Source organism: Streptomyces sp. NPDC043853 (genome assembly GCF_056436025.1).
In genome coordinates, this window is sequence record NZ_JBWKDJ010000001.1 from 744,945 (window position 1) to 764,732 (window position 19,788).

The 19,788-nt window shown below is 73.4% G+C and carries 12 protein-coding genes and 1 pseudogene; 7 read left to right on the forward strand and 6 right to left on the reverse strand.

What is annotated here, in order from left to right; all coding sequences use genetic code 11:
- Window positions 1-26 precede the first annotated feature (26 nt).
- Window positions 27-1,361: a hypothetical protein gene (locus AC067U_RS03250; protein WP_478827866.1), complete on the forward strand. Its 1,335-nt coding sequence runs from the start codon at window positions 27-29 to the stop codon at window positions 1,359-1,361.
- A 36-nt stretch (window positions 1,362-1,397) separates the two neighbouring features.
- Here AC067U_RS03250 and AC067U_RS03255 read toward each other — a convergent pair whose 3' ends face one another.
- From AC067U_RS03255 to AC067U_RS03275, 5 genes are all read right to left on the reverse strand, one after another.
- Window positions 1,398-2,756: a TIGR02679 family protein gene (locus AC067U_RS03255; RefSeq protein WP_478827867.1), complete on the reverse strand. Its 1,359-nt coding sequence runs from the start codon at window positions 2,754-2,756 to the stop codon at window positions 1,398-1,400.
- Window positions 2,753-6,964, reverse strand: a complete 4,212-nt coding sequence (locus AC067U_RS03260; protein ID WP_478827868.1) for a TIGR02680 family protein — start codon at window positions 6,962-6,964, stop codon at window positions 2,753-2,755. The genes AC067U_RS03255 and AC067U_RS03260 overlap by 4 nt, the downstream gene beginning before the upstream one ends.
- A complete protein-coding gene (locus AC067U_RS03265; RefSeq protein ID WP_478827869.1) occupies window positions 6,961-8,274 on the reverse strand; it encodes a TIGR02678 family protein in 1,314 nt (437 codons plus the stop codon). Before AC067U_RS03265 ends, AC067U_RS03260 begins: the two co-directional genes overlap by 4 nt.
- A complete protein-coding gene (locus AC067U_RS03270) occupies window positions 8,271-9,827 on the reverse strand; it encodes a TIGR02677 family protein (protein WP_478827870.1) in 1,557 nt (518 codons plus the stop codon). The genes AC067U_RS03265 and AC067U_RS03270 overlap by 4 nt, the downstream gene beginning before the upstream one ends.
- A gap of 191 nt (window positions 9,828-10,018) precedes the next feature.
- Window positions 10,019-10,828, reverse strand: a complete 810-nt coding sequence (locus tag AC067U_RS03275) for an L-threonylcarbamoyladenylate synthase (protein WP_478827871.1) — start codon at window positions 10,826-10,828, stop codon at window positions 10,019-10,021.
- Window positions 10,829-11,046: 218 nt separating this feature from the next.
- Here AC067U_RS03275 and sigJ point away from each other — a divergent pair, with 218 nt between their 5' ends.
- The 4 genes and pseudogenes from sigJ (at window position 11,047) to AC067U_RS03295 (ending at window position 16,120) form a co-directional block, all read left to right on the forward strand.
- Entirely contained in the window at window positions 11,047-12,057 is a 1,011-nt protein-coding gene (gene sigJ, locus AC067U_RS03280) for an RNA polymerase sigma factor SigJ (RefSeq protein WP_478827872.1), read from the forward strand.
- A gap of 17 nt (window positions 12,058-12,074) precedes the next feature.
- Window positions 12,075-14,222, forward strand: a pseudogene (locus AC067U_RS03285) (MMPL family transporter); the annotation flags it as partial.
- Window positions 14,223-14,435: 213 nt separating this feature from the next.
- Window positions 14,436-15,143 (forward strand): histidine phosphatase family protein, encoded by a 708-nt coding sequence (locus tag AC067U_RS03290; RefSeq protein WP_478827873.1) that lies wholly within the window; start codon window positions 14,436-14,438, stop codon window positions 15,141-15,143.
- Window positions 15,140-16,120: a tellurite resistance/C4-dicarboxylate transporter family protein gene (locus tag AC067U_RS03295; protein WP_478827874.1), complete on the forward strand. Its 981-nt coding sequence runs from the start codon at window positions 15,140-15,142 to the stop codon at window positions 16,118-16,120. Before AC067U_RS03290 ends, AC067U_RS03295 begins: the two co-directional genes overlap by 4 nt.
- A gap of 136 nt (window positions 16,121-16,256) precedes the next feature.
- Here the strand turns inward: AC067U_RS03295 and AC067U_RS03300 are convergent, their stop codons facing one another.
- Window positions 16,257-17,498, reverse strand: coding sequence for an MAB_1171c family putative transporter (locus AC067U_RS03300; RefSeq protein ID WP_478827875.1), 1,242 nt, complete (start codon window positions 17,496-17,498; stop codon window positions 16,257-16,259).
- 329 nt (window positions 17,499-17,827) lie between these two features.
- Here AC067U_RS03300 and AC067U_RS03305 point away from each other — a divergent pair, with 329 nt between their 5' ends.
- The gene (locus tag AC067U_RS03305; protein ID WP_478827876.1) at window positions 17,828-18,754 is read left to right on the forward strand and encodes an ATP-grasp domain-containing protein; all 927 of its coding nucleotides are present in this window, start codon (window positions 17,828-17,830) and stop codon (window positions 18,752-18,754) included.
- Complete coding sequence (locus AC067U_RS03310; RefSeq protein ID WP_478827877.1) at window positions 18,751-19,644, forward strand: ATP-grasp domain-containing protein; 894 nt, start codon at window positions 18,751-18,753, stop codon at window positions 19,642-19,644. The genes AC067U_RS03305 and AC067U_RS03310 overlap by 4 nt, the downstream gene beginning before the upstream one ends.
- The last annotated feature ends 144 nt before the right edge of the window (window positions 19,645-19,788 follow it).

The window sequence follows — 19,788 nt, forward strand, 5'->3', positions numbered from 1 at the left end:
TCTCCTGGCAGAAGGAGGAACCCCTGATGTCCTGGCAGAACTTTCGAGCGAAGGGTCCGGTCCTCGGTCTCCAGCGACCGCATCCGGGCCGGCTCCTGGCCGCGGCCGGCCTGGCAGCCAGCTGCGTGGCGGCGCTCCCTGCCCCGCTCGCCCACGCCGCCGAAAAACGCCTCCCATGCTCGGTCCCGGCGCTCGTCGAGGCGATCAAGAAGGCCAACGGCTCACCGGGCGCCGACACACTCCGCCTGGCGCGCAAGTGCACGTACACCCTCACCACCCCGGACAGCAATGACAACGCCAACGGCCTGCCGTTGATCACCACCGAAATCACCATCCACGGCAACGGAAGCACCATCAAGCGAAACCCGCGGGCCGCCACGCCGGACTTCCGTATCCTCGCCGTGTCAGGGGAGGGCAACCTCACCCTGGAAAGAATCACAATCGCTGGGGGAAGGACCACCGATCCCGCCGATTGCCCGAGCGCACCCGACCTGATCTGCGGGGGTGGAATCCTCAACGCAGGTACGCTCACGCTGCGCGCCAGCCGCGTGACCGGCAACACCGCCGCCGGCAGCGTCGGCGACGCAGTGCTCGGCGGCGGCATCCACAACGAAGGCACGGCCACGCTCACCGACACCCGGATCGACGGCAGTACCGCCACCAACACCGGCTCTGGGCAAGCCATCGGCGCAGGGGTGAGCAACTTCGGCACTCTCACCTTGAACCACGGCACCATCACCCGCAACACTGCCACCGCGACGGGGCTGCAGGCGGTCGGCGGCGGCCTGAACAACTTCGGCGCCGCCTCCGTGACCAGGACAGTGATCAGCGCCAACACGGCGACCAACACGGGCGGTGGGTTCGCGCGGGGCGGCGGCATCGGCAACGCAGGCAGCCTCACCATGAGCGGCGGCTCCGTGCACGAGAACCGTGTCGATTCCTCAGCGGGCATTGTGGGAGGCGCCGGGATCACCAACCGGGCGGAGCTGAAGCTGAAGGCTGCTTCCGTCCGCGACAACAGCGCCAGCGCATCCAACGGCACAGTCGAAGGCGGTGGCCTGCGCAATGCCCTCGGTGGCACGGCAACGCTGACCCGCACTCCGGTCAGCGGCAACACCGCCGACGCACCAGGCGGCACCGCGCTGGGCGCCGGTGTCTTCAACGGCGCCGACAGCACGACCTCCCTGGAACGCAGTCACGTGAAGGCGAACATCGCAAGGGCCTCCGGCGGGAGCGCCGACGGCGGCGGCGTCTTCAACCAAGCCGTCCTCGGCGCCGTAACACTGACCAGCAGCCGCGTCACGGGCAACCGCCCGAACAACTGCGCCCCACCCGGCAGCGTGACCGGCTGCACAGGCTGAGCGAGCCCCCGGGCCAGGACCTGCGCCACCCGCGGATCACGGCTCGTCCAGACGACGGCGAACGGTTCCCCCGCTCTTGGCCGGTACGGTGTGCGTGACGAGAGCATGGGCGTGGCCGTCGCCGAGCCCATGTGCCAGACCGACCAGGTCGTCCAACAGCACCTCGGCCACCAGTTCCTCGACCACGGCAGTGCCCTGCGCGGCCATGGCCCCGGCCAACTCCGTGTCCCACGGCGCTTCGGTGATCCGCCCGACCGGAGGGCCGCTCGGGTTGCGGAGGACCGCGTCACGGTAGTCCGCTGCCGCCATGCGCCAGGGGCGTGCCGAGGTCTTGTCCAGAACGTATGCGGCGATCCTGATGCCCTCGCCGTCGAAGTCACCGTGGTAGCGCAGCGCAGCGCCGTGGTCCACGAGTGTGCGCAGGAGCTGGATCGCGGCACTGTTCGGCCAGCCGGACGTGCAGACGAGCGGCGGGCAGCAGGGACCGAAGCGGCGTAGGGCCAGGGCCAGGATGCTGGGGTTCTCCACGACGTGGACGACGGATGCCTGCGCCGTGCACAGGGTGAACTCACCTGGGTTCCTGACCTGCGCGAGGGTCAGACTGGCGGCCTGACCGGCCTCCGCGCACGCTGCGGCCACCCTGGCGAGCAGACCTTCGCCGAACGGGCGCAGCCCGGCGACGAGGACGGTGCCGGACAGCTCGTCGTCGGCGACCCCCGCGCGGCTCCACAGGGCGCGCCGTTCGGCCGCGGAGTGTGGCGGAACGGTGTCGTACAGGGCAGCCAGGGCGCGCAGTACGAGTGTGGACAGGGGTGTGCCGTCGTCGAGTGCGTGCGCATGGCCGTTCAGCACCCTGGCGGCGAAGACGGGCAGGGGTTCTGCTCGGCCCGGCAATTCGGCGAGCACTCCGAGCGCATCCGTGAGCAGGGTGCGGGTGCGTTCCGCCGAGCCACCGACCGGACCGGCAGCGCGGCAGGAGGCGGCCCAGTCGGCGAGCACCGGCTGGGCCCGTACCACCTCGTGATCGGTCAGCCAGGTCCACAACTCGGCGCGTTCGTCTTCCCGGCGGCGCAGTTCGCCGGCCCTGTCGCCGAGCGGGCCGACGAGCGAGGTGACGAGCTCCCGTACCGTGCGGCCGGAGAGTTCGGTGACGGCCTCCTCCAGGCGGGCCAGGGTGATGCCGGGGCGTGTGTCGGGCAGCCGGTCCATGCCGAGGAGGTCGGCGAGGGCCTCCCGCTGGGTCTCGTCCAGCGGTCCGAGGCGGACCCGTGTGACGGGGCGGCCGGAGGAGAGCCGGCTGTGGACCGCCTGCCAGAGGGGGCGGAGTTCGGGGCGGCCCAGGGTGGCCTCACCCGGAGGGGGTTCCGTGGCAGCCCTCGGGTCCGGGGTCGTCATCCCGCCTCCATGCCGGTGCCGTTCCAGACGAAGCGCGCGCTGGTGACGGCGGCGTCGGCGCTGTCGGTGAGGAGCTGGTGGACGGCGATGCCGGGCAGCTCGCGGTAGGTGCCCCACTCGTGGTCGGAAGTGATCACGAGGTCCAGGTCGAGTGCGGTGAGCAGGGCGAAGACCTGTCCGCGGTTGACGGTGTCGACGCCGACGAAGACCTCGTCGAGCAGGATCGGGCGGGGTGCCAGGGGTACGTCCTCGTAGTGGGCGGCTACGGCGGCGAACAGCGGCAGGTGCAGGGCGATGGCCTTCTCCCCTCCGGAGAGCGCGCCGTGCAGCCTCTTGGTCAGCGGCTGCCAGCCGTTTCCGTCCGCCCGGTCGATACGGACGGTGAAACGGTGCCAGGCGGTGTAGTCGAGCACCTCGCCGAGGTGCTCCTCCCAGCTCGCGGCCGTGTCGCTGCCCTTGGCCTCCTCGATGCGGGCGCGGAAGAAGGCGTGCAGGGCCTCCCGGTCGGACTCGGTCACCCGGCCGGCGTCCTTCAGGAGCAGCCGGCGGGCGGTGCGGGTGCTGTCGGGGAGGTCCGGACGGACGTCCCAGACGAGCTGGACCGCCACGTTGGAGGCGGTACGGACCCGCTCCAGGTGCCCGTTCATGTCCTCCACGAGCCGGCCGGCCCGGCGGATCCGGGCGGCGAGGTGCCGGCGGATGTCGCCGGTGAGGATCTGGTCGAAGAGCCGCCGCTCGGCCGTGCTGATGTCCTCGCGGCTACGGTCACGCTCCTGGGTGAGCGTGGTGAGCAGGCCGGCCGCCCCTACGCGTACGCCGTCCAGGGTGGCGGTGAAGAGCTGGACCTCGTCGTCGGGTTCCAGAGCCAGATCGGCGCGGATGCCGAGGTGTGCGCGGGCCTCGTGCACGGCTTCGGAGAGCCGGGTGGCGGCATCGCCGAGGTTGCGCGGGGCGTGCGGGATGCCGGGCCACTGGGCCGCGGTGGCGCGGGCGGCCTCCAGGGTGGCCTTGGTACCGTCCCCGGCGTCGAGGTCCGGTGCGGTTCCGGCGTCCTCGGCCAGGCCGACCAGGCACAGGTGCCGGAACCGGTGCGCCGCCGCGTCCCGGGCCGCGACCGCCTTCTGCCGTCGCTCGACGTCCTGGGTGCTCGTGGCCTTCAGTTCGCCGATGCGACCTTCCAGGTCCACGAGGAGTCGGTTCGCCCGCCGGGCCTCGTTCCGGCAGCGGTCCCGTTCGAGGCGCGCCTCGGTGACGCGCGCGACGATCTGCCGGTAGTCCTCGCCTACGGTCGCCTCCACCGCCTCCAGGCGCGCCGCCGTCCCGGCGGCCTTCGTCCCGGCGGCGGCCGCTTCCGCGGCCCGCTCGTCCGCGATGCGGAGGGACCGGTCCGCCTGCGCGGCCGTCTGCCGGGCCCGCTCGGCGGCGGTGGCCGCGGTCAGACGGGCGTCGACCCAGGCGTCGGCCAGGTCGCGGAACCTCTCGATGTCGCCGGAGAGGGTCCGCAGCCGGTCGCGGTCGGTGGGCAGTCCGTGTTCGGCGGCCCGGCGGCTCAGCATGCGCAGCGCGTCCGCCACGCCGGTCTCACGCTGGGCGAGATGCGTGGTCGCGTGGCGTACCACCTCGTCCCGGGCGGCCACCCTGTCCTCGGCCCGGTCCCAGTCCCGTCGGCGGGCGTCGAGTTCCCGGTGGTCGGGCCGGGCGGCCCGGTCGGCCTCCAGCCTGGCGGCACGGGCGTCGAGCTCGTGCAGCCGGTCGTCGAGGGCTGCGAGGGCGGCGTCCGTCTCCTCGATGCGCCCGGCCAGTTCGGCGAGCCTGCGTTGCCGGGTCCGCTGCCGGGCGAGCGCCCCGATGAAGGCGGGTTCCGGCTTGCTCCAGGTCCCGGTGGCCGGCGCGAGGCGCCAGGCTCCCTCGGCGGAGACGGCGGCGGGGTGGCCGCCGGGCAGGGTGGTGCCGTACGCGACCCCGGCGAGGATGCGGGCCACGGCGTCGGCCGGTACGGGGATGTCCTCCTCGGGCCTCAGGACGTCGAGCAGGCTGGGCCCCGCGACGGACGCGGCCAGGGCGGCTTCGGCACGGGTGTCGTGGCCGGGCAGCGTGATCCCGTCCGAGGGGCTGACCCACGCGTCCAGGAGGCCCGAGGCCTGCAGCGCCGCTTCCACCGCGGCCTGGACGGTGACCGGCACGCCTTCCCGGAAGGCCACCAGCCGCCACAACGGCGCTCCCGCCACCATGGTGCGGACGGTGGTGCGGGTGGGCGGAGCGGGTGGCGGAAGGTCGGTCTCGCCGCTGAGCCGGCGTGCCTCTTCCACGAGCGCGCCCCGCTCTTCCCGCAGCCGCCGGCCGGTGGCCTGGACACCGGCTCGCGCCGTGGCGATCTCCTGGTCCAGCGGTCGTGCGGCGGCATCGACCAGCGCCCGTGCGTCCGCTTCGACCGCCGCCCTGGCAGCCAGTTCGCCGGGGTCGGCGAGGCGCAGTTCGGTGCAGCCCGTGGCCCAGGTCCACAGCCGTTCCGCCTGCGCGGCGACGGCCTCGTCCCAGGCTCCGGCGGTCGCGTCCCGGTGGACGATCGCCTCCCCGAGCCTGGTGCGTGCCTCGTCCAGCAGGTCCTCGGCGGCGCCCCGGTCGCGTACCGCGCGGTCGTGTTCCCCGACGGCCTCGGTGATGCGGGTGACCTGCTCGCGTCGGGCGGTGACCGCGCTCCTGAGCAGTGTGCGGGCCCGGCGGGCCGCGTCCTGGCCCACCATACGCGCGAGGGCACCGGGGCCCTCGGGGCGTCGGCCGCCCGTCCCGTTCTCCCGGCCGTCTGCGAGGGGTTCCGCCGATTCCGCCGGTTCCGCCGGTTCCGCCGGTTCCGCCGGTTCCGCCGGTTCCGCCGGTTCCGCTTCGAGGATCGTCCTCACTTCGTGGTGGATGGACTCCATTCCCGCGGCCCGCGCCGGCCGGTGTGCTTCGTCCGCGGCTTCGCGCGCGTGCTCCGCGAAGGTGCGGGCGTGCCCCGCGGTCTCGTCGGCGAGTTCCCGCGCCTGCTGCGCCCCGCTCTCGGCGGACCGGGCGATGGCACCCCGCTCCCTGGCGGCCGCGGCCAGGTCCGCGGTGTCGCGGCGGAGCCGGTCGAGTTCCTCCCCCTTCCGGTACGCGTCGCTCTCGCGCAGTCCCTCGACGGCCTCGTCCAGGGCGTGGGCCCGCAGCTCCTGTTCGTCGCGCAGGCTCCGGGTCGCTTCGCGTTCCGCGAGCGCCTCGTCGAGCTCCTCGGCGCTCAGGCGGGCGGCACGGGTCAGCTCGTCCATGTCGGTGGTCGCCGAGATCAGTCCGGCCGCGCCGGCGCGCAGGACCCGGCGGGCGTAGGCGCGTTGCCGGGAGGCGACGGTCTGGGCCGCCCTCACCTCGGCGTCGAGCCGGTCGAGGTGGTCGCGCTGCCGGTCCAGACGTTCGAAGCCCTCGGCGAGTTCGGTGATCTCTCCCTCGCCGAGCGGGGGCAGGGCGCGGGACAGCAGGGTGGACAGCAGGGACGGGTCGAGCCGTTCGGACAGCTTGGGCTGCCGCAGCTGGAGCAGCGCGGAGAGCAGCGATTCGTACCGCTGCTCCGCCATGCCGGCGAAGAGTGCGCGCCGGACGGCGGTGCGGTAATCGGTGGCCGACGGGTGCACCTCACCGCGGTCGCGCAGGGCGTCGGCGAGAGCGGCCTTGGTCAGGGGCTGCCCCGCCTCGTTGACGAGTGGTACGCCGTCGGGGTGGGCGATCCGGGAGCCCGTGGTGAAGTACTCGGCATGTGCCGTGCTGGTGTGCACGCTCGCGTGCAGGCGCGCACCGCAGCCGAACCACTGTTCGGCGCCGTCCTCGCCGACACGGCGGAACTCCATCCACACGTACCCCACCCGCGTCTTGCCGGAGGCTCCCGCACCGAGCAGGTTCCAGTGCATGGTGCGTTCCGAACCGCCGAAGGTGGAGAGGCGGTTGGGGCGGAGGCTGGCGTCGAAGAGGAAGGGCAGCAACAGCTCCAGCGCCTTGGACTTGCCGGAGCCGTTCTGGCCGCGCAACAGCAGGCGGCCCTGGTGGAAGGCGAAGGTCTCGTCGTAGTAGCGCCAGACGTTGAGGATGCCGGCACGGTGGGGCTGCCAGCGGCTGCGGACGGCGTCCGCCTCCCGCGCGGGCGGCGCCTGTGGAGTCTCCTCCGGCCGTCGCTGAAGGGGGAACTCCGTCACGCTCACTGCATGTCTCCTTCCATGGCGGCGCCGTTCGAAGCCGTGGTGCCGTCCTGGGCGTTCCTCGGACCCGGAGTCGTGGTCTGCGTCAAGCGGTAGCGGTACGCGGCCGGTCGTGCGACGACGCGGTCCCCCACCCTGCCCACCAGGCCGACGTCGAGCAGAACGCGTACGGCGTCGTCGGCCAGCCGTGCCGGACCGTCCTCGGACTGGTACGCCTTGGCCCAGCCCGGGAAGCGGCGCAGCTGATCGGCTCCGGCCTCGGCCAGCTGCTCGGGCAGCATCCCTGCGGGAGCCGAGCAGAGCGGTTCGAGGAGCAGCAGCGCGGCGACTCGGTCGGTGGAGGTGTCGTCGGGGAAGCGGACATCCGTGGCGATGCCGTCCGGATCGACGAGGAGGAAGCCCTCCGCCCGCTCCTCCAGGAGGAAGCCGGCCTGTTCGACCGAGCGGCGCAGGATCTGGCGGCCGGTCAGGGAGGTGACGTACGCGAGCTCGTCCTCGGCGAGGTCGGCCCGGTACAGCACGGGGTCGTCGAAGAGACGGCGGAGCACCGAGTGGCGCAGTTTCAGATTGCGCTGGGCGTCCGTGGCGGCGGTCTCGCCGGCCCATTCGCCGGAGGTCCCGTCGACGGCCGCGCCGCCGTAGCGCTTCTCCCGCACCAGGCCGGTGAGGAGGTCCTCGAACCGTGCGGGCACCTCGTCCTGGGACACGGCGAGCCGGGAGGCACCGACGGGCGCGGCCGGCAGCCGCATCAGCAGCGTGTTGTCCACCCGGAACAGGACCTTCGCCTCCGCCGAGTCGACGTACGCCTCGGTCGTCCCGTCCACGGCGCGCAGCACGTCGTACGACTCCAGCAGCTTCAGGACGTCGACGAACGCCATCCGTTCCGGCCGGTGGACCGGGTCGAACGCCGGCAGCGCCGGGTCGGCCGCGGTCGCCTGGACGACGCGGTCGGCGAGCATGCCGATGGTCGTCATCGGCATCGACAGCAGTTCGGCCGCGGTGACGCAGAGCAGAACGTACCGACGTCGGTCGAACGGGGCGCGGCCGGACCGCGCTCTGCGCGCCGGGCGGGAGCCGTCGGGGTTCGCGCGGATCTTGGTGAGGCGGGCGTACCCGCGGCGGGGCTCCACGACCAGGCTCCAGCCGCAGGTGTAGTCGAACCACCGGGCCAGCGGGTCGCGCCGACGCCGTACGAGTTCGAAACCGGTGGGGTCGGAGGCCTCGGTGAGCAGCGGGCGGGCCAGCAGGAGACGGATGGCGCGGGCCACCTCCTCCCTTTCCGCGGCGGCCAGTTGGTTGGCGAGCGTGCTCATCCGGCCGCCTCCCGCCCCGTCGCGGCCCGGCCGGCCGGGAAGGCCGCCGCCCCGCCCGCGGCCATGATGTGGACGACGTAGTCCGGGCCCGCCAGCGTCCCCTTCTCGGTGCGCAGTACGGCGGTACGCGGGTCGGGGGGCGGCGACAGCGCGACCTCCACCCGGCCGTCCCCGGTCGTGGCCCGCCGCAGACCGCCCGCGTCCGGCGGGGCGGCCAGGGCCCGGCCCAACAGGTCCAGCAGGCGGTCGAAGACCGCGGGATCCAGGGCGCCGAAGGACGAGAGCCGCACGGGGCCGTCCGTCTCCAGCGCCTGCCAGGCACGCACGAGCTCCGCCCGCTCCGCACGGGCCCGCTCGGCGCGCGCGGCCCGCACGGCCGCGACGTCCCGCACTTTGCCCGTACGCGTGAAGCGTTCGGTCCGTCCGCTGGTCCGCAGCAGCGCCGACACCTCCACCGGCGGCGTCTCCGACCAGGAACGGGACGAGGGGATCAGCTCCGGGTCGGGGTGGGCGAGGTGGGCGTGGCGCGCCGGACCGAGACCGAAGGCCGCCGACCACAACCGGTGCAGGTCCTCCTCCTCGGGAGCCGCCGCGAACCAGCGCGCCAGCTCCCGGAAGTCCTGCACGGCGCTGGAGGAGCGTCGGCGGGACTCGTTGATCCGCTCCAGGACCTGAAGGAGGGAGACGATGGCCCGCCGGGCGATGTCGTGCAGCTGCTCGATCCGGGGGCGCGCCCCGTCCTCCGGCAGGAACCAGGCCCGGAGGCCCGCCCAGCGTGCCCGTCGGCTCTCCAGCCAGCCGGCCGCGGGGTCCTCCCCCGGCACCGGTGGCAGTTCGGCGCCGCGCAGGGCCCGCTCGCGCAACACGGCGATGCCCCGCTCCTCCACGCGGGCCACCGCGGCGGCGACCGTCTCGCCGCGCCGGTCGAGGTTGACCAGGAACTCCTGGAGATAGGCGACGGTGGCGGCCTTCACCTCACGGAACACGTCCAGGTCCGCGCCCTCGGCGCGGAGAAGTCGCTGCAACTGACCGTTGAAGGCCTTGGTGTTCTCCACCAGGGCCTCCAGATGGCCCTCCAGCTCCCGCAGGGTGCTGAAGATCCGGCGGTCGGCCGCGCCGGGTTCACCGGACAGCACGGTCAGCTCGTCGAGCCGGTCGGTGATCGCTTCCAGCACCGCGGTCTGCAGCGCCCCCGTCGAGGCCAGCACCTCCAGCGCGTGCCGCACTCCGGCCAGCGCGGCCTCGCCCCGGCGGGTCAGCGAGTAGTGCAGGTTGCGCCGCTCGTACTCCTCGGCGGTGCGGTAGTTCTCGGCGTGGTTGTGGACCACGTCGAGGAGTTCCCACCCGACCAGCCGCTTCAGCGCGTCGTGCAGCTCCTCGTCCTCGATGTCCGCGATCCAGCCCACCGCGCGCAGCCGCTCGCGTACGCCGTCGAGCCCTAGCGTGGTCTCCAGGTACTCGCCGGCCACGCCGAAGGCCTCCAGGACGGCCCCGTTCAGGTCGGACTTCTCCCCCGTGGTGAACCGGAACATCTCCGGCGGAACCCTGCGCATGCCCGTACGTCCCCTCCTCCGCCGCCACCCTCGCGGCAGTTCGATCTCCACGGTAGGGGGCGACTTCAGATCCCGGCCACGATTCGCCTTCATCCTCCGCGAACAGGTCGAAGGTGCCGGAGGTGAGGACGGCGTGGACGACGTGGACGACGTGACGGTCTCGTCGTGGGGGGAGAGCTCGTCGGCCGCTGTCACGGTCCTGCGGTCAAGCCTGGTACGTGCGGGCGATCGGTTCGTTCCGGGCCCGGGGGGGCGAGGGCGAAGCCGTGGTTCGCGGCGAGGGATCGGGTGTGGTGTGCGGAGAGGGAGCCGTGGCGTTCGAGGGTCAGGGCGGGCAGGCCCGAGCGCCCGTGGCCGGCGGCGTGGTGGAAGGACAGCACCGTGGTCGGCATGAGGGCGTGATGGGGGTGTCTGCGGTGGGCGGCGGCCTCGTCGCGGTGGGCGAGGATCGTGACGGCCGGCTCATGGCCGAAGTCGGCGATCACGCCCTCGGCCCGCCAGTGGGCCGGTTCGTGCCCGCCGCCGGTCAGCCGCCGCGAGCGGTTGACCGAGGTGACGGACAGGAAGCGACCACCGGTACGGTCCAGCGCCTGGGCGAGGAAGGCGTTGGACGGACAGCGGTAGCCGGGGCCGATGAGCTGCACGGTGACCACACCGTCCTGGACCGCCGTGAGGTGGGCGGGGACGTGCTCGGCGGCGGGGCCGCGGAACCCGAACGGGCCGAGGGCGAAAAGTTCCTCCACGAGGCCCTCGAACTGCCTGCGCGGGAACTGCGGGGGCAGCCGCGTCCAGTCGAACAGTGAGGGGACGTGCTCGCGGACGGTGGTGACACTGCCGACCTGTTCGGCCGGGCGGCCCTTCACACGGTTGACCCGCTCCACGACAGCCCGGTCGGCGCGTGCGGTCAGAGCGTAGGAGTTGCCGAAGCCGTGGGCCACCGCGCACCCCTCGGCCAGCGCCTCGGCCGCCCCGCGTACGCCCTCCGCGTCGTCCAGGTGCATGACTCCGGTCGCGTTCGTCTGCTGTCCGCCCACAATCCCGCCTCGGTTACGTGTGATCGCCTACGACGGCCAACGACGGGACCCCGCACCGGTCACCCGGCGGAGGGGCACACCCGGAACGGGCCGTGCGATGTGGATCACAGTTCGGGGGTGGATGTCACACTCCGGCGGCCCGAACCCTCTCAGTGGGGAACGCATCCACTACGGGAGGTCCTCCGATGTACCACCCTCCGGCCGGAGCACAGGCTGATTCGGTCACCCAGGTGTTCGGTGAACACCGCGAGTTGTTGTTCTCCGTCGTCTACAACATGCTCGGCAGCGTCGCCGACACCGAGGACGTGTTGCAGGAGACATGGGTGTCGTGGGCCGCCAGGAGCGAAGCTCCGGGGGCGGATCCGGTCGGGAATCCGCGGGCCTATCTGGTGCGGATCGCGGTGAACCGGGCGCTCGCCCAGCAGGCGGCCATCAGCCGCAGGCGGGAGACGTACGTCGGGCCGTGGCTGCCCGAGCCGCTCGTCGGACCGCGCGCCGATCCGCTCGCCGGAGAACCCGTGGCGGGCGATGGCGCCGATGCGGCCGTGCGGGCCGAGGCGGTGTCCATGGCGCTGCTGGTGGTGCTGGAGACGCTCACGCCACTGGAGCGCGGGGTGTTCGTGCTGCACGAGGTGTTCGGTTACCCGCACGGTGAGATCGCGGAGATCCTCGGCCGCAGTCCCTCGGCGGTCCGGCAGCTCGCGCACCGTGCCCGCGAGCACGTGCACGCCCGGCGGCCGCGCTACGAGCCCGCCCCTCAGGTGCGGCAGCAGGTGACCGAGCGGTTCCTCGCGGCGGCGCTCGGCGGGGACCTCGACGCGCTGCTGGAGGTCCTGGCGCCGGAGGTGACCCTGACGGGTGACGCCGGGGGCAAGGGCAGGGCGGTGGCGGGCCTGCGGCCGATGCGGGGCCGGGACCGGATCGCCCGGCTGCTCGCCGCGGCCGCCCCGCAGTCCGGCAACGGGCTCGACATCGCCTATCGCACCGTCAACGGCGACCCGTCGGCCCTGCTGTTCGCCGGCGGGAGGCTCCACGCGGTCCTCGTCCTCGACCTCACCCCGGACGGCGACCGGGTGTGCGGGATCTTCGTCGTCACCAACCCCGACAAGCTCTCCCACCTCTCCCTCTCCCTCTCCCTCTCGCCCTCCCCCTCCTCCGCCTCCGCCTCCTCCTCTTCCTCCGTCCCCCTCGACTGAACGCCCAGGAGTCCGTCATGGTGCGCAAACTGGCAGCCCTGCCCGGCGGCAGAGTCGCGAAGTGGATCGTCCTCGTCCTGTGGGCGGCCGCGTTGGTCCCGGCCCTGATGCTGGCCGGCAGGCTCGGCGAGGTGGAGGAGAACGACAGTTCCGCCTGGCTGCCCGGCAACGCGGAGTCGACGCGGGTCGTCGAACGGGCCGAGCGGTTCCGGCCCGCGGACACCCTGCCCGCGATCGTGGTCTACGACCGGCCCGAGGGCATCACCGAAGCCGACATGGCCAAGGCCCGGTCCGACGCCGAGGCGTTCGGGCGGATCGCGAACGTCGTCGGGCAGCCCGAGGGGCCGGTGAAGTCCCAGGACGGAAAGGCCCTCCAGACCGTGGTCCGGATACGCAAGGACCGGACGGGCTGGGAAGGGATCGCCACGGTCGTCGATGCGCTGAGCGAGGTCGGGAAGGCGGATCCGGGAGCCGCCGCGGATCCTGGCGCGGATGCGGATCCGGGCGCGGATCCGGGCGCGGATGGGGACGGGCTCGGGTTCCACGTCACCGGGCCGGCCGGGCAGGCGTCCGACTCGATCAAGGCCTTCGGCGGAGGCGGCGGGCTGACGGCGATCACCGCGGCCGTCGTGGTCGTCATCCTGCTCTTCACCTACCGCAGCCCGGTGCTGCCCCTGCTGCCGCTGCTGACCGCCGGCGGTGCCCTGGTCACCTCCGAGGCGGTGATCTACCTGTTGGCCAAGCACGCCGGACTCACCGTCAACAAACAGACCGGCTTCGTGCTGACGGTGCTGGTGTTCGGCGCAGCCACCGACTACGCCCTCCTGCTCGTCTCGCGCTACCGGGAGGAACTGCGCAGGCACGAGGACCGGCACGAGGCGATGGCCGAGGCCCTGTACCGCTCCGGTCCCGCGATCGTCGCCAGTGCCGCGACCGTCGCGGTCAGCCTGGTGCTGCTGATGCTCGCCACCCTCAACTCCACGCAGGGGCTGGGGCCGGCCTGTGCCGTCGGGGTCCTCGTCGGGCTGCTCGCCATGGTCACCCTGATGCCGGCCCTGCTGGTCGTCTGCGGCCGATGGATCTTCTGGCCGGTGCAGCCCTCGTACGGATCGGCCGGCGCGAGCGCGGACGGCATCTGGACCCGGATCGGCACCGCCGTCGCCGCCCGCCCGCGGACCGTGTGGATCGGCACCGCGCTGCTGCTCGGGGTCATGGCGACCGGGGTGTTCGGGCTCAAGGCCGACGGGCTCGCCGGCAAGGACCAGTTCACGGGCAAGCCCCAGACCGTCGTCGGCGAGGAGATCCAGGCACGGCACTTCCCGGCCGGGGCCGGCGACCCCGTGTACGTCGTTGCCGGTGCCTCCTCGGCGGAACGGGTGAAGGCCGCGCTGTCCGGCGTACCGGGAGTCGCCGGCGTGTCCGCCCCCTTGGTCAAGGACGGTGAGGCCCTCGTGCTCGCGGAGCTTGCGGACATTCCCGGGAGCACGGCCGCGATGCGCACCGTCGAGCGGGCCCGGACCGCGGTGCACGCCGTCGAGGGCGCGGACGCGCAGGTCGGCGGGAACACGGCGGTCATCCTCGACACGCAGGAGGCGGCCGCCCGGGACTCCAAGGTGATCATCCCGTTGGTGCTGGTCGTGGTGTTCCTCGTGCTCGCGCTGCTGCTGCGGGCGATCGTCGCGCCGCTGCTGCTGATGGCGACGGTGGTGCTGTCCTTCGGCGCGGCCCTCGGCGTGAGCGCCCTGGTGTTCGACCACGTGTTCGGCTTCGCCGGGGCGGAGGCCTCCTTCCCCCTCCTGACCTTCGTGTTCCTGGTCGCGCTGGGCATCGACTACAACATCTTCCTGGTCACCCGGGTACGTGAGACGGCCCTGGTGCACGACACCCGGCAGGGCGCGCTGCTGGGTCTGTCCGCCACCGGCGGGGTCATCACCTCGGCCGGTCTGGTCCTCGCCGGCACCTTCGCGGCGATGGCCTCGCTGCCGTTGGTGTTCGCGGCCGAACTCGGGTTCGCGGTGGCGTTCGGCGTACTGCTGGACACGATGGTCGTCCGCTCGGTGCTGGTCACCGCGCTGACCCTGGACACGGGCCGGTGGATGTGGTGGCCGAGCCCGCTGTTCAGGCGGCATGACGCCAACCCGCCGACGACCGGGGGACCCGGCTCCCGCCGGGAGGTGGGGAACGGCACCGGCGAGGGCACGGACACAGGCACAGACACGGACATGGGCACGGACACAGGCACGGACATGGGCGCACTGGTGCCCGACCGGTCCTGACGGAACGCTTTGGGGCCGGATGGCCCGTGTCCCCCGTCCCCGGTCCGTCGCCCCCGGTCTGTCGCTCGGCCCCGGGCGGGGCACGGCCGTTAGCGTGGGGCCATGGGTGATCTCCTGCTGGTCCGGCACGGCGAGACCGAGTGGAGCGCCACCGGACGGCACACCGGGCGGACCGACCTGCCGCTCACGGCGCACGGCGAGGCGCAGGCGAAGACGCTGGCACCGTACTTCGCGGGGCGCGACCTGGCATTCGTACGGACCAGCCCCCTCGGGCGGGCCCGGCGGACGGCCGAACTGGCCGGACTGCGGCAGCCGGTGCCCGACGACGACCTGTGCGAGTGGGACTACGGCGGCTACGAGGGGCTGACCACGGCGGGGATCCAGGAGACCCGGCCGGACTGGTCGCTGTGGCGGGACGGGGTGCCCGCGGGCCCGGACGGCCGCCCCGGGGAGTCCGCCGAGGACGTGGGACGGCGCGCGGACCGCGTATTGCAGCGGATCGCCCCGCTGCTGGCAGCGCCCGGCTCCGCGGACGGGGTGCTGGTCGCGCACGCCCACCTGCTGCGGGTGCTCACCGCCCGCTACCTGGGGCTGCCGCCGGCCGACGGCCGGCTGTTCCTGCTCGCCACCGCGACGGTCGGCCGGCTGTCGACCGAACACGGGCTGCCGGTGATCGCCGGCTGGAACCAACGGGTCTCCCCGGGAACGGGAACGGGAACGGGAACAGGAACGGACACAGCAACAGGAACAGGAACAGGAGGAACGGGAACGGACACGGACACGGGTGGTGCCGTCGGGACCCACGCATGAACGCGCCCGCCGCCTCGCCCGGCTTGTCTCCGTGGGCGGGCGTCCCTCCGGTGGCCGGTTCCGTCGTCATGGCCACCGGCATCATCTCGGTCGGTCTGCACCTCATCGGCCACGAGGTGTTCTCCGTGGTCGTCTTCGTTCTCGCGCTGCTGGTCTGGGTGCTGCTGGCCATCGGTTTCGCCTCCCTGCTGCTCGGTGACCGCCGCGGCTGGAAGGCCCGGGCGGACACCCCGCCCGCCCTCACCTCGGTGGCGGCCACCTGTGTGCTCGGCGTCCGGTTCGAGGCGCTGGGCATGACCCCGGTGGCGGTGACACTGCTCGTCCTCGCCGCCGCCGTGTGGCCGGTGCTGCTGACGGCGGTACTGCGTCACCTGGGATGGCGCATGCCGGGTGCGGTGTTCCTCATCTGCGTGGCGACTCAGGCCCTGGCCGTGCTGTCCGCAGTCCTCGCCCCGCAAGTCGGAGACTGGCTCGCGTGGGCCGGGCTGGTGCTGCTCCTGCTGGGTCTGGCGCTGTACGGGAACGCCTTGGCGCGCTTCGACATGCGGCAGGTACTGACCGGTGCGGGCGACCAGTGGGTGGCGGGCGGGGCGATGGCCATCTCCGCCCTGGCCGGCTCCAAGCTGCTCGCCTCGGGCGTGTGGGACGGTAACGCGTTCACCGGCCTGCGGGCGGTCACCCTCGTACTCCTCGGGGTGGACCTGGTCTGGTACGTGGTGCTGACGTGCGGTGAGGTCGTACGTCCCCGGCCCGGCTACGACGTCCGCCGCTGGGCCACGGTGTTCCCGATGGGCATGTCGGCCGTCGCCTGCCTGTCCACGGCGGCCGCGGCGGCGGTGCTCTGGCCGGCCCGCCTGGGGCAGGTGCTGCTGTGGGTCGCCTGCGCCGCGTGGCTGGCAGCCGCGTACGGCCTGCTGCGGTCCCGTCGGAACCGTACGGCCCGGGCGACGGCCGGCGGGAGGCAAGCCGGCAACTGAGCCGGATACGGAGAGGCCGAGAGACGGAGAGAGGGAGCGACGGAGGCGGCGGAGGCGGCGGAGGCGACGCACGGGACCGGTCCGGGGCGGCCCATGGCATCGGTCGGTCCGGGGCCGCCTCTGGAAACCGCTGCGGTCAGCGGGGGCTGCTCGTGGGGAGTCCGGCCTGCCGCCGTGCCGCGGCGACCAAGGGCGAGTGCAGGACCTCGGACATCAGGGCGAGGCCGGCGGAGGTCCTGGCGGACTGGAGGACCGTGATGTCCGGGTTGCCGTCGTAGTCGTCGGGGGCGGTGCGCTTGCGCACCGAGGCCGCCGCGATCAGTGCCGCGTCCGCGGTCGCGTGGGCCTTCGTCGCCTCGAAACCGTGCTCGACGGCGGCTTCGTACGTCCGCGCGTGGAGTTCAAGGTCGAAGTAGGGGCTCAGGTTCAGGATGCCGTCGTGGATGTCCAGTTCGCGCTGGGTCAGCCGGATGCCGAGCGGGGCGAGGCGGCCGAACAGCTTCGGCCCCAGTTCGCCCGAGTCGCGCATCACCCGCCACAGCGGTCCGAGGCGCCGGTAGCGGCGGAGTTCGCCGCAGAGGTCGCCGATCCGCTGGCCGGCCAGGGGCGTGACGAAGCCGATGCCGATCAGCAGGGCCGAGAGGGAGGCGAGGGGCGGGGCGACGTCGGTGCTGAGCCAGTCCCAGTCCCGTCCCGTCCAGCGTGCGCCGACGGCGGTGAACTTGACGGCGTCGTACGCGAGGTTGAGCACGTAGCCGGAGACGATGACGAGCAGGCCCGCGCGCAGCGCCCCGGGGGCCTGCAGCGACCGCCGCAGGCACAGCGCCGTCATGGTGATGCCGGCGGCCGCGTGGGCGAGGAGGTAGAGCAGGATCATCTCGCGCATGAACGGTGTGGTCGCGTAGTACGTGTCCAGGTCACGAAGTCGCTCGACGGTGGGGTCGGCGAGGGCGAACAGCACGTTGAGCGCGACGATGACGGCGGCGTAGGCGGCGACGCAGTACCGGGAGGCGCGCCGGGTCCGGTCGAGGGGGTTCCCCTGCCAGTTGATCAGCAGCACGATGCAGCTGCAGCTGAACGCCGTGATGGTGGAGTACACCAGCGGGGCGGCGGCGTTGGGGACGCCGGTCCAGCGGTTGACCGCGGCGATGCTGGACGGTGCGGCGACGGCGAAGACCAGGCTCGCGGCCAGCAGCAGGGCGGCGACCGAACGCTGCAGGACGTCGCCCGGGGCGCGGCGCAGCGCGGGGAGCTTCAGCACGAATGCCGAGAACAGGACGGCGCCCGGTATGTAGAAGGACATGTCCCCGCTCATGCCGCCGTACCTCCCGTCGTTGTTCTCGGTGTCCGGGTCCGCCCCGACCCGCACGCCCGCCACGCCCGTGCTGCCTCGCGGGATCTTTCCACAAGCACCTCACCCTGCGTGGAACCGGCCATGGACCAGTGGCTTCCGGCCATGTGGGGCGGGCGCCCCGCCGCGGGTTCGGGTGTCCGGTGCGGAGCTTGGGCACGGTGGCACGGTGGCCCGGTGGCCCGGTGGCCCGGTGGCCCGGTGGCCGACCACGGGGCGTAGGCACGTGGGCCGCCGTCCGGCGGGGGGTGCGGGGGTACCGGGGGAACCGAAGGGCACGTCGTGACATCCTGTGACGTATCAGCGCGCCGGAACAGGACGGCGGTGTCCAGGGGTTCGGCGGGGACGGGATGGTCATGAAGCTCTGCTTCCTGGTGGAAGAGCACTACCGTCACGACGGCATGCCGGTCGAGGTGATCGGGCGGCTCAGGGAGTGGGGCCACCGGGTCGACATCGTCCGGCCCGGCGGATCGCTGCTGCGCATGACGGGGGCCGTGACCGCGGGCAGTCATGACGCGTGGGTGCTCAAGACCGTGTCCGGCGGGCCCGGGCTCAGCCTCCTGGAAGCCGCCGCGGCGGCCGGGATGACCACGGTCAACGACGCCCGGGCCATACGCGGCGTACGGGACAAGGCCGTTGCGGCCGCCGTGGCCCGCGACCGGGGCCTGCCGGTGCCGCCGACGTACGCTGCGGCCGATCCGGCCCTGCTGGCGGAGATACCCGCCTCGGAGTACCCGCTGGTGGTCAAGCCCGCCGAGGGCAGCTCCGGCCGGGACGTACGCCTGGTGCCGTCGCCGGAGCGGCTGCGCGAGCTGCCGCCGGCCCTGACGTCCGGCGGGGGGCTGCTCATCGCCCAGCCGTACGTGCCCAACTCGGGTACCGACCTGAAGGTGTACTGCATCGCGGGCGAGGTGTACGCCACCGAGCGCCGCTCGCCGCTGCACCCCGACCATCCGGTCAGGGAACGTCGGGTTCCGGTCCCGGCGGAGATCGTCGACCTCGCACACCGGGTCGGCCTGGTCCACGGGCTCGATCTGTACGGCCTCGACGTGCTGCTGGGTCCGGACGGGCCGGTGGTCGTCGACGTGAACGACTTCCCGAGCTTCCGCCAGGTCCCGGACGCGGCGGGCCGGGTGGCCCGGGCGGTGCTGGGACTGGCGGCGCGCGTACCCCAGGCGCGGACCCCGGAGCAGCGCGTCCCGGCGGCCGGAGCTGCGGCCGGCCCCGCGGTCGGACCGGCGGCCGGCCCGGTGCCGCTGCGCGCGGGCGGCGGCAGGTCATGAGAACGATCGGGCTGATCACGGCCGATCCGGAGCACCCGCTCCTCGCGGCCACGGCAGCGCTGCTCGGCCGGTCACACCGGGTGACGGTGCTGCACCCGGAACAGGACCCCGCCGACGTCCCCGGCCCCCTCGCCGACGTCCACCTGCTGAAGGCCCGCACACCGGGGGCGCTGGCGCTGGCCCACTCTCTGGAACTGCGCGGGTCCGTCGTCCTCAACTCGGCCGAGGCGACCGGGCTGTGCCAGGACCGTACGGCCATGGCGGACACGGCACGCGCCGCCGGCCTGCCGTTCGCCCCGACGGTGGCCGCGGGCCTGCTGGGCCACCTGGCGGCCGGGGGCGGGGCCAGGAGCGGGTCCGGGAGCGGGACCGGGGGCGCGGTCGTGGACGAGACCGGTGCGGCGGCAGGGCCGGTGATCACCGGCCCGTCGGTCGTCAAGAGCCGCTACAGCCGCAAGCACGACCTGGTAGCCCGCGTCGACAGCGACGCGGAACTGCGCGAACTGGCCGCCGCCTGGCCGGACGAGCCGGTCATCCTCCAGCACCTGGCCCCGGGCACCGGCTGGGACCACAAACTGTGGGCGGTCGGCGGCACGTACTTCGCGGCCCTACGCCGCTCGGAACTCGCCCCCGGCGGCCGCGGGCCCACCCTGCCCCTGGCCCTCACCGACCTCCCCGCGGGCTGGCTGGACCTCGTCCGGACGGTCGGCGAGGCCTTCGCGCTGGACGTCTACGGCGTGGACGTCATCGACACGGGCGACGGCCGCCCGCTCATCGTGGACATCAACGCCTTCCCCGGCATCCGCCACCAACCCGGCGCCCCGGAAGCCCTGTCCGCCCTCGCCCTCCGCAGCGTGCGCTCGGAGTTCCCCCTCCCCGGCGGCAGCTGATCGGCTCGTTGGCCGCTCTCGCGGCCGGTGCGACCACCCGGCGGGGATGGCTCGCCGAGCACGGCGTGGCCCGGTTGCAGGCCGGGTTGCAGGCCGGGTTGCAGACCCGGTGGCAGGCCCGGTTGCAGGCCCGGTTGCAGGCCC

Bases quoted from the DNA above. Each gene is read 5' to 3' on its own strand.
- AC067U_RS03250 (WP_478827866.1), top strand. From the start codon at position 27: ATGTCCTGGCAGAACTTTCGAGCGAAGGGTCCGGTCCTCGGTCTCCAG.
- AC067U_RS03275 (WP_478827871.1), bottom strand. From the start codon at position 10,828: ATGCACCTGGACGACGCGGAGGGCGTACGCGGGGCGGCCGAGGCGCTG.
- AC067U_RS03290 (WP_478827873.1), top strand. From the start codon at position 14,436: ATGGGTGATCTCCTGCTGGTCCGGCACGGCGAGACCGAGTGGAGCGCC.
- AC067U_RS03255 (WP_478827867.1), bottom strand. From the start codon at position 2,756: ATGACGACCCCGGACCCGAGGGCTGCCACGGAACCCCCTCCGGGTGAG.
- sigJ (WP_478827872.1), top strand. From the start codon at position 11,047: ATGTACCACCCTCCGGCCGGAGCACAGGCTGATTCGGTCACCCAGGTG.
- AC067U_RS03295 (WP_478827874.1), top strand. From the start codon at position 15,140: ATGAACGCGCCCGCCGCCTCGCCCGGCTTGTCTCCGTGGGCGGGCGTC.
- AC067U_RS03305 (WP_478827876.1), top strand. From the start codon at position 17,828: ATGAAGCTCTGCTTCCTGGTGGAAGAGCACTACCGTCACGACGGCATG.
- AC067U_RS03310 (WP_478827877.1), top strand. From the start codon at position 18,751: ATGAGAACGATCGGGCTGATCACGGCCGATCCGGAGCACCCGCTCCTC.
- AC067U_RS03265 (WP_478827869.1), bottom strand. From the start codon at position 8,274: ATGAGCACGCTCGCCAACCAACTGGCCGCCGCGGAAAGGGAGGAGGTG.
- AC067U_RS03270 (WP_478827870.1), bottom strand. From the start codon at position 9,827: ATGCGCAGGGTTCCGCCGGAGATGTTCCGGTTCACCACGGGGGAGAAG.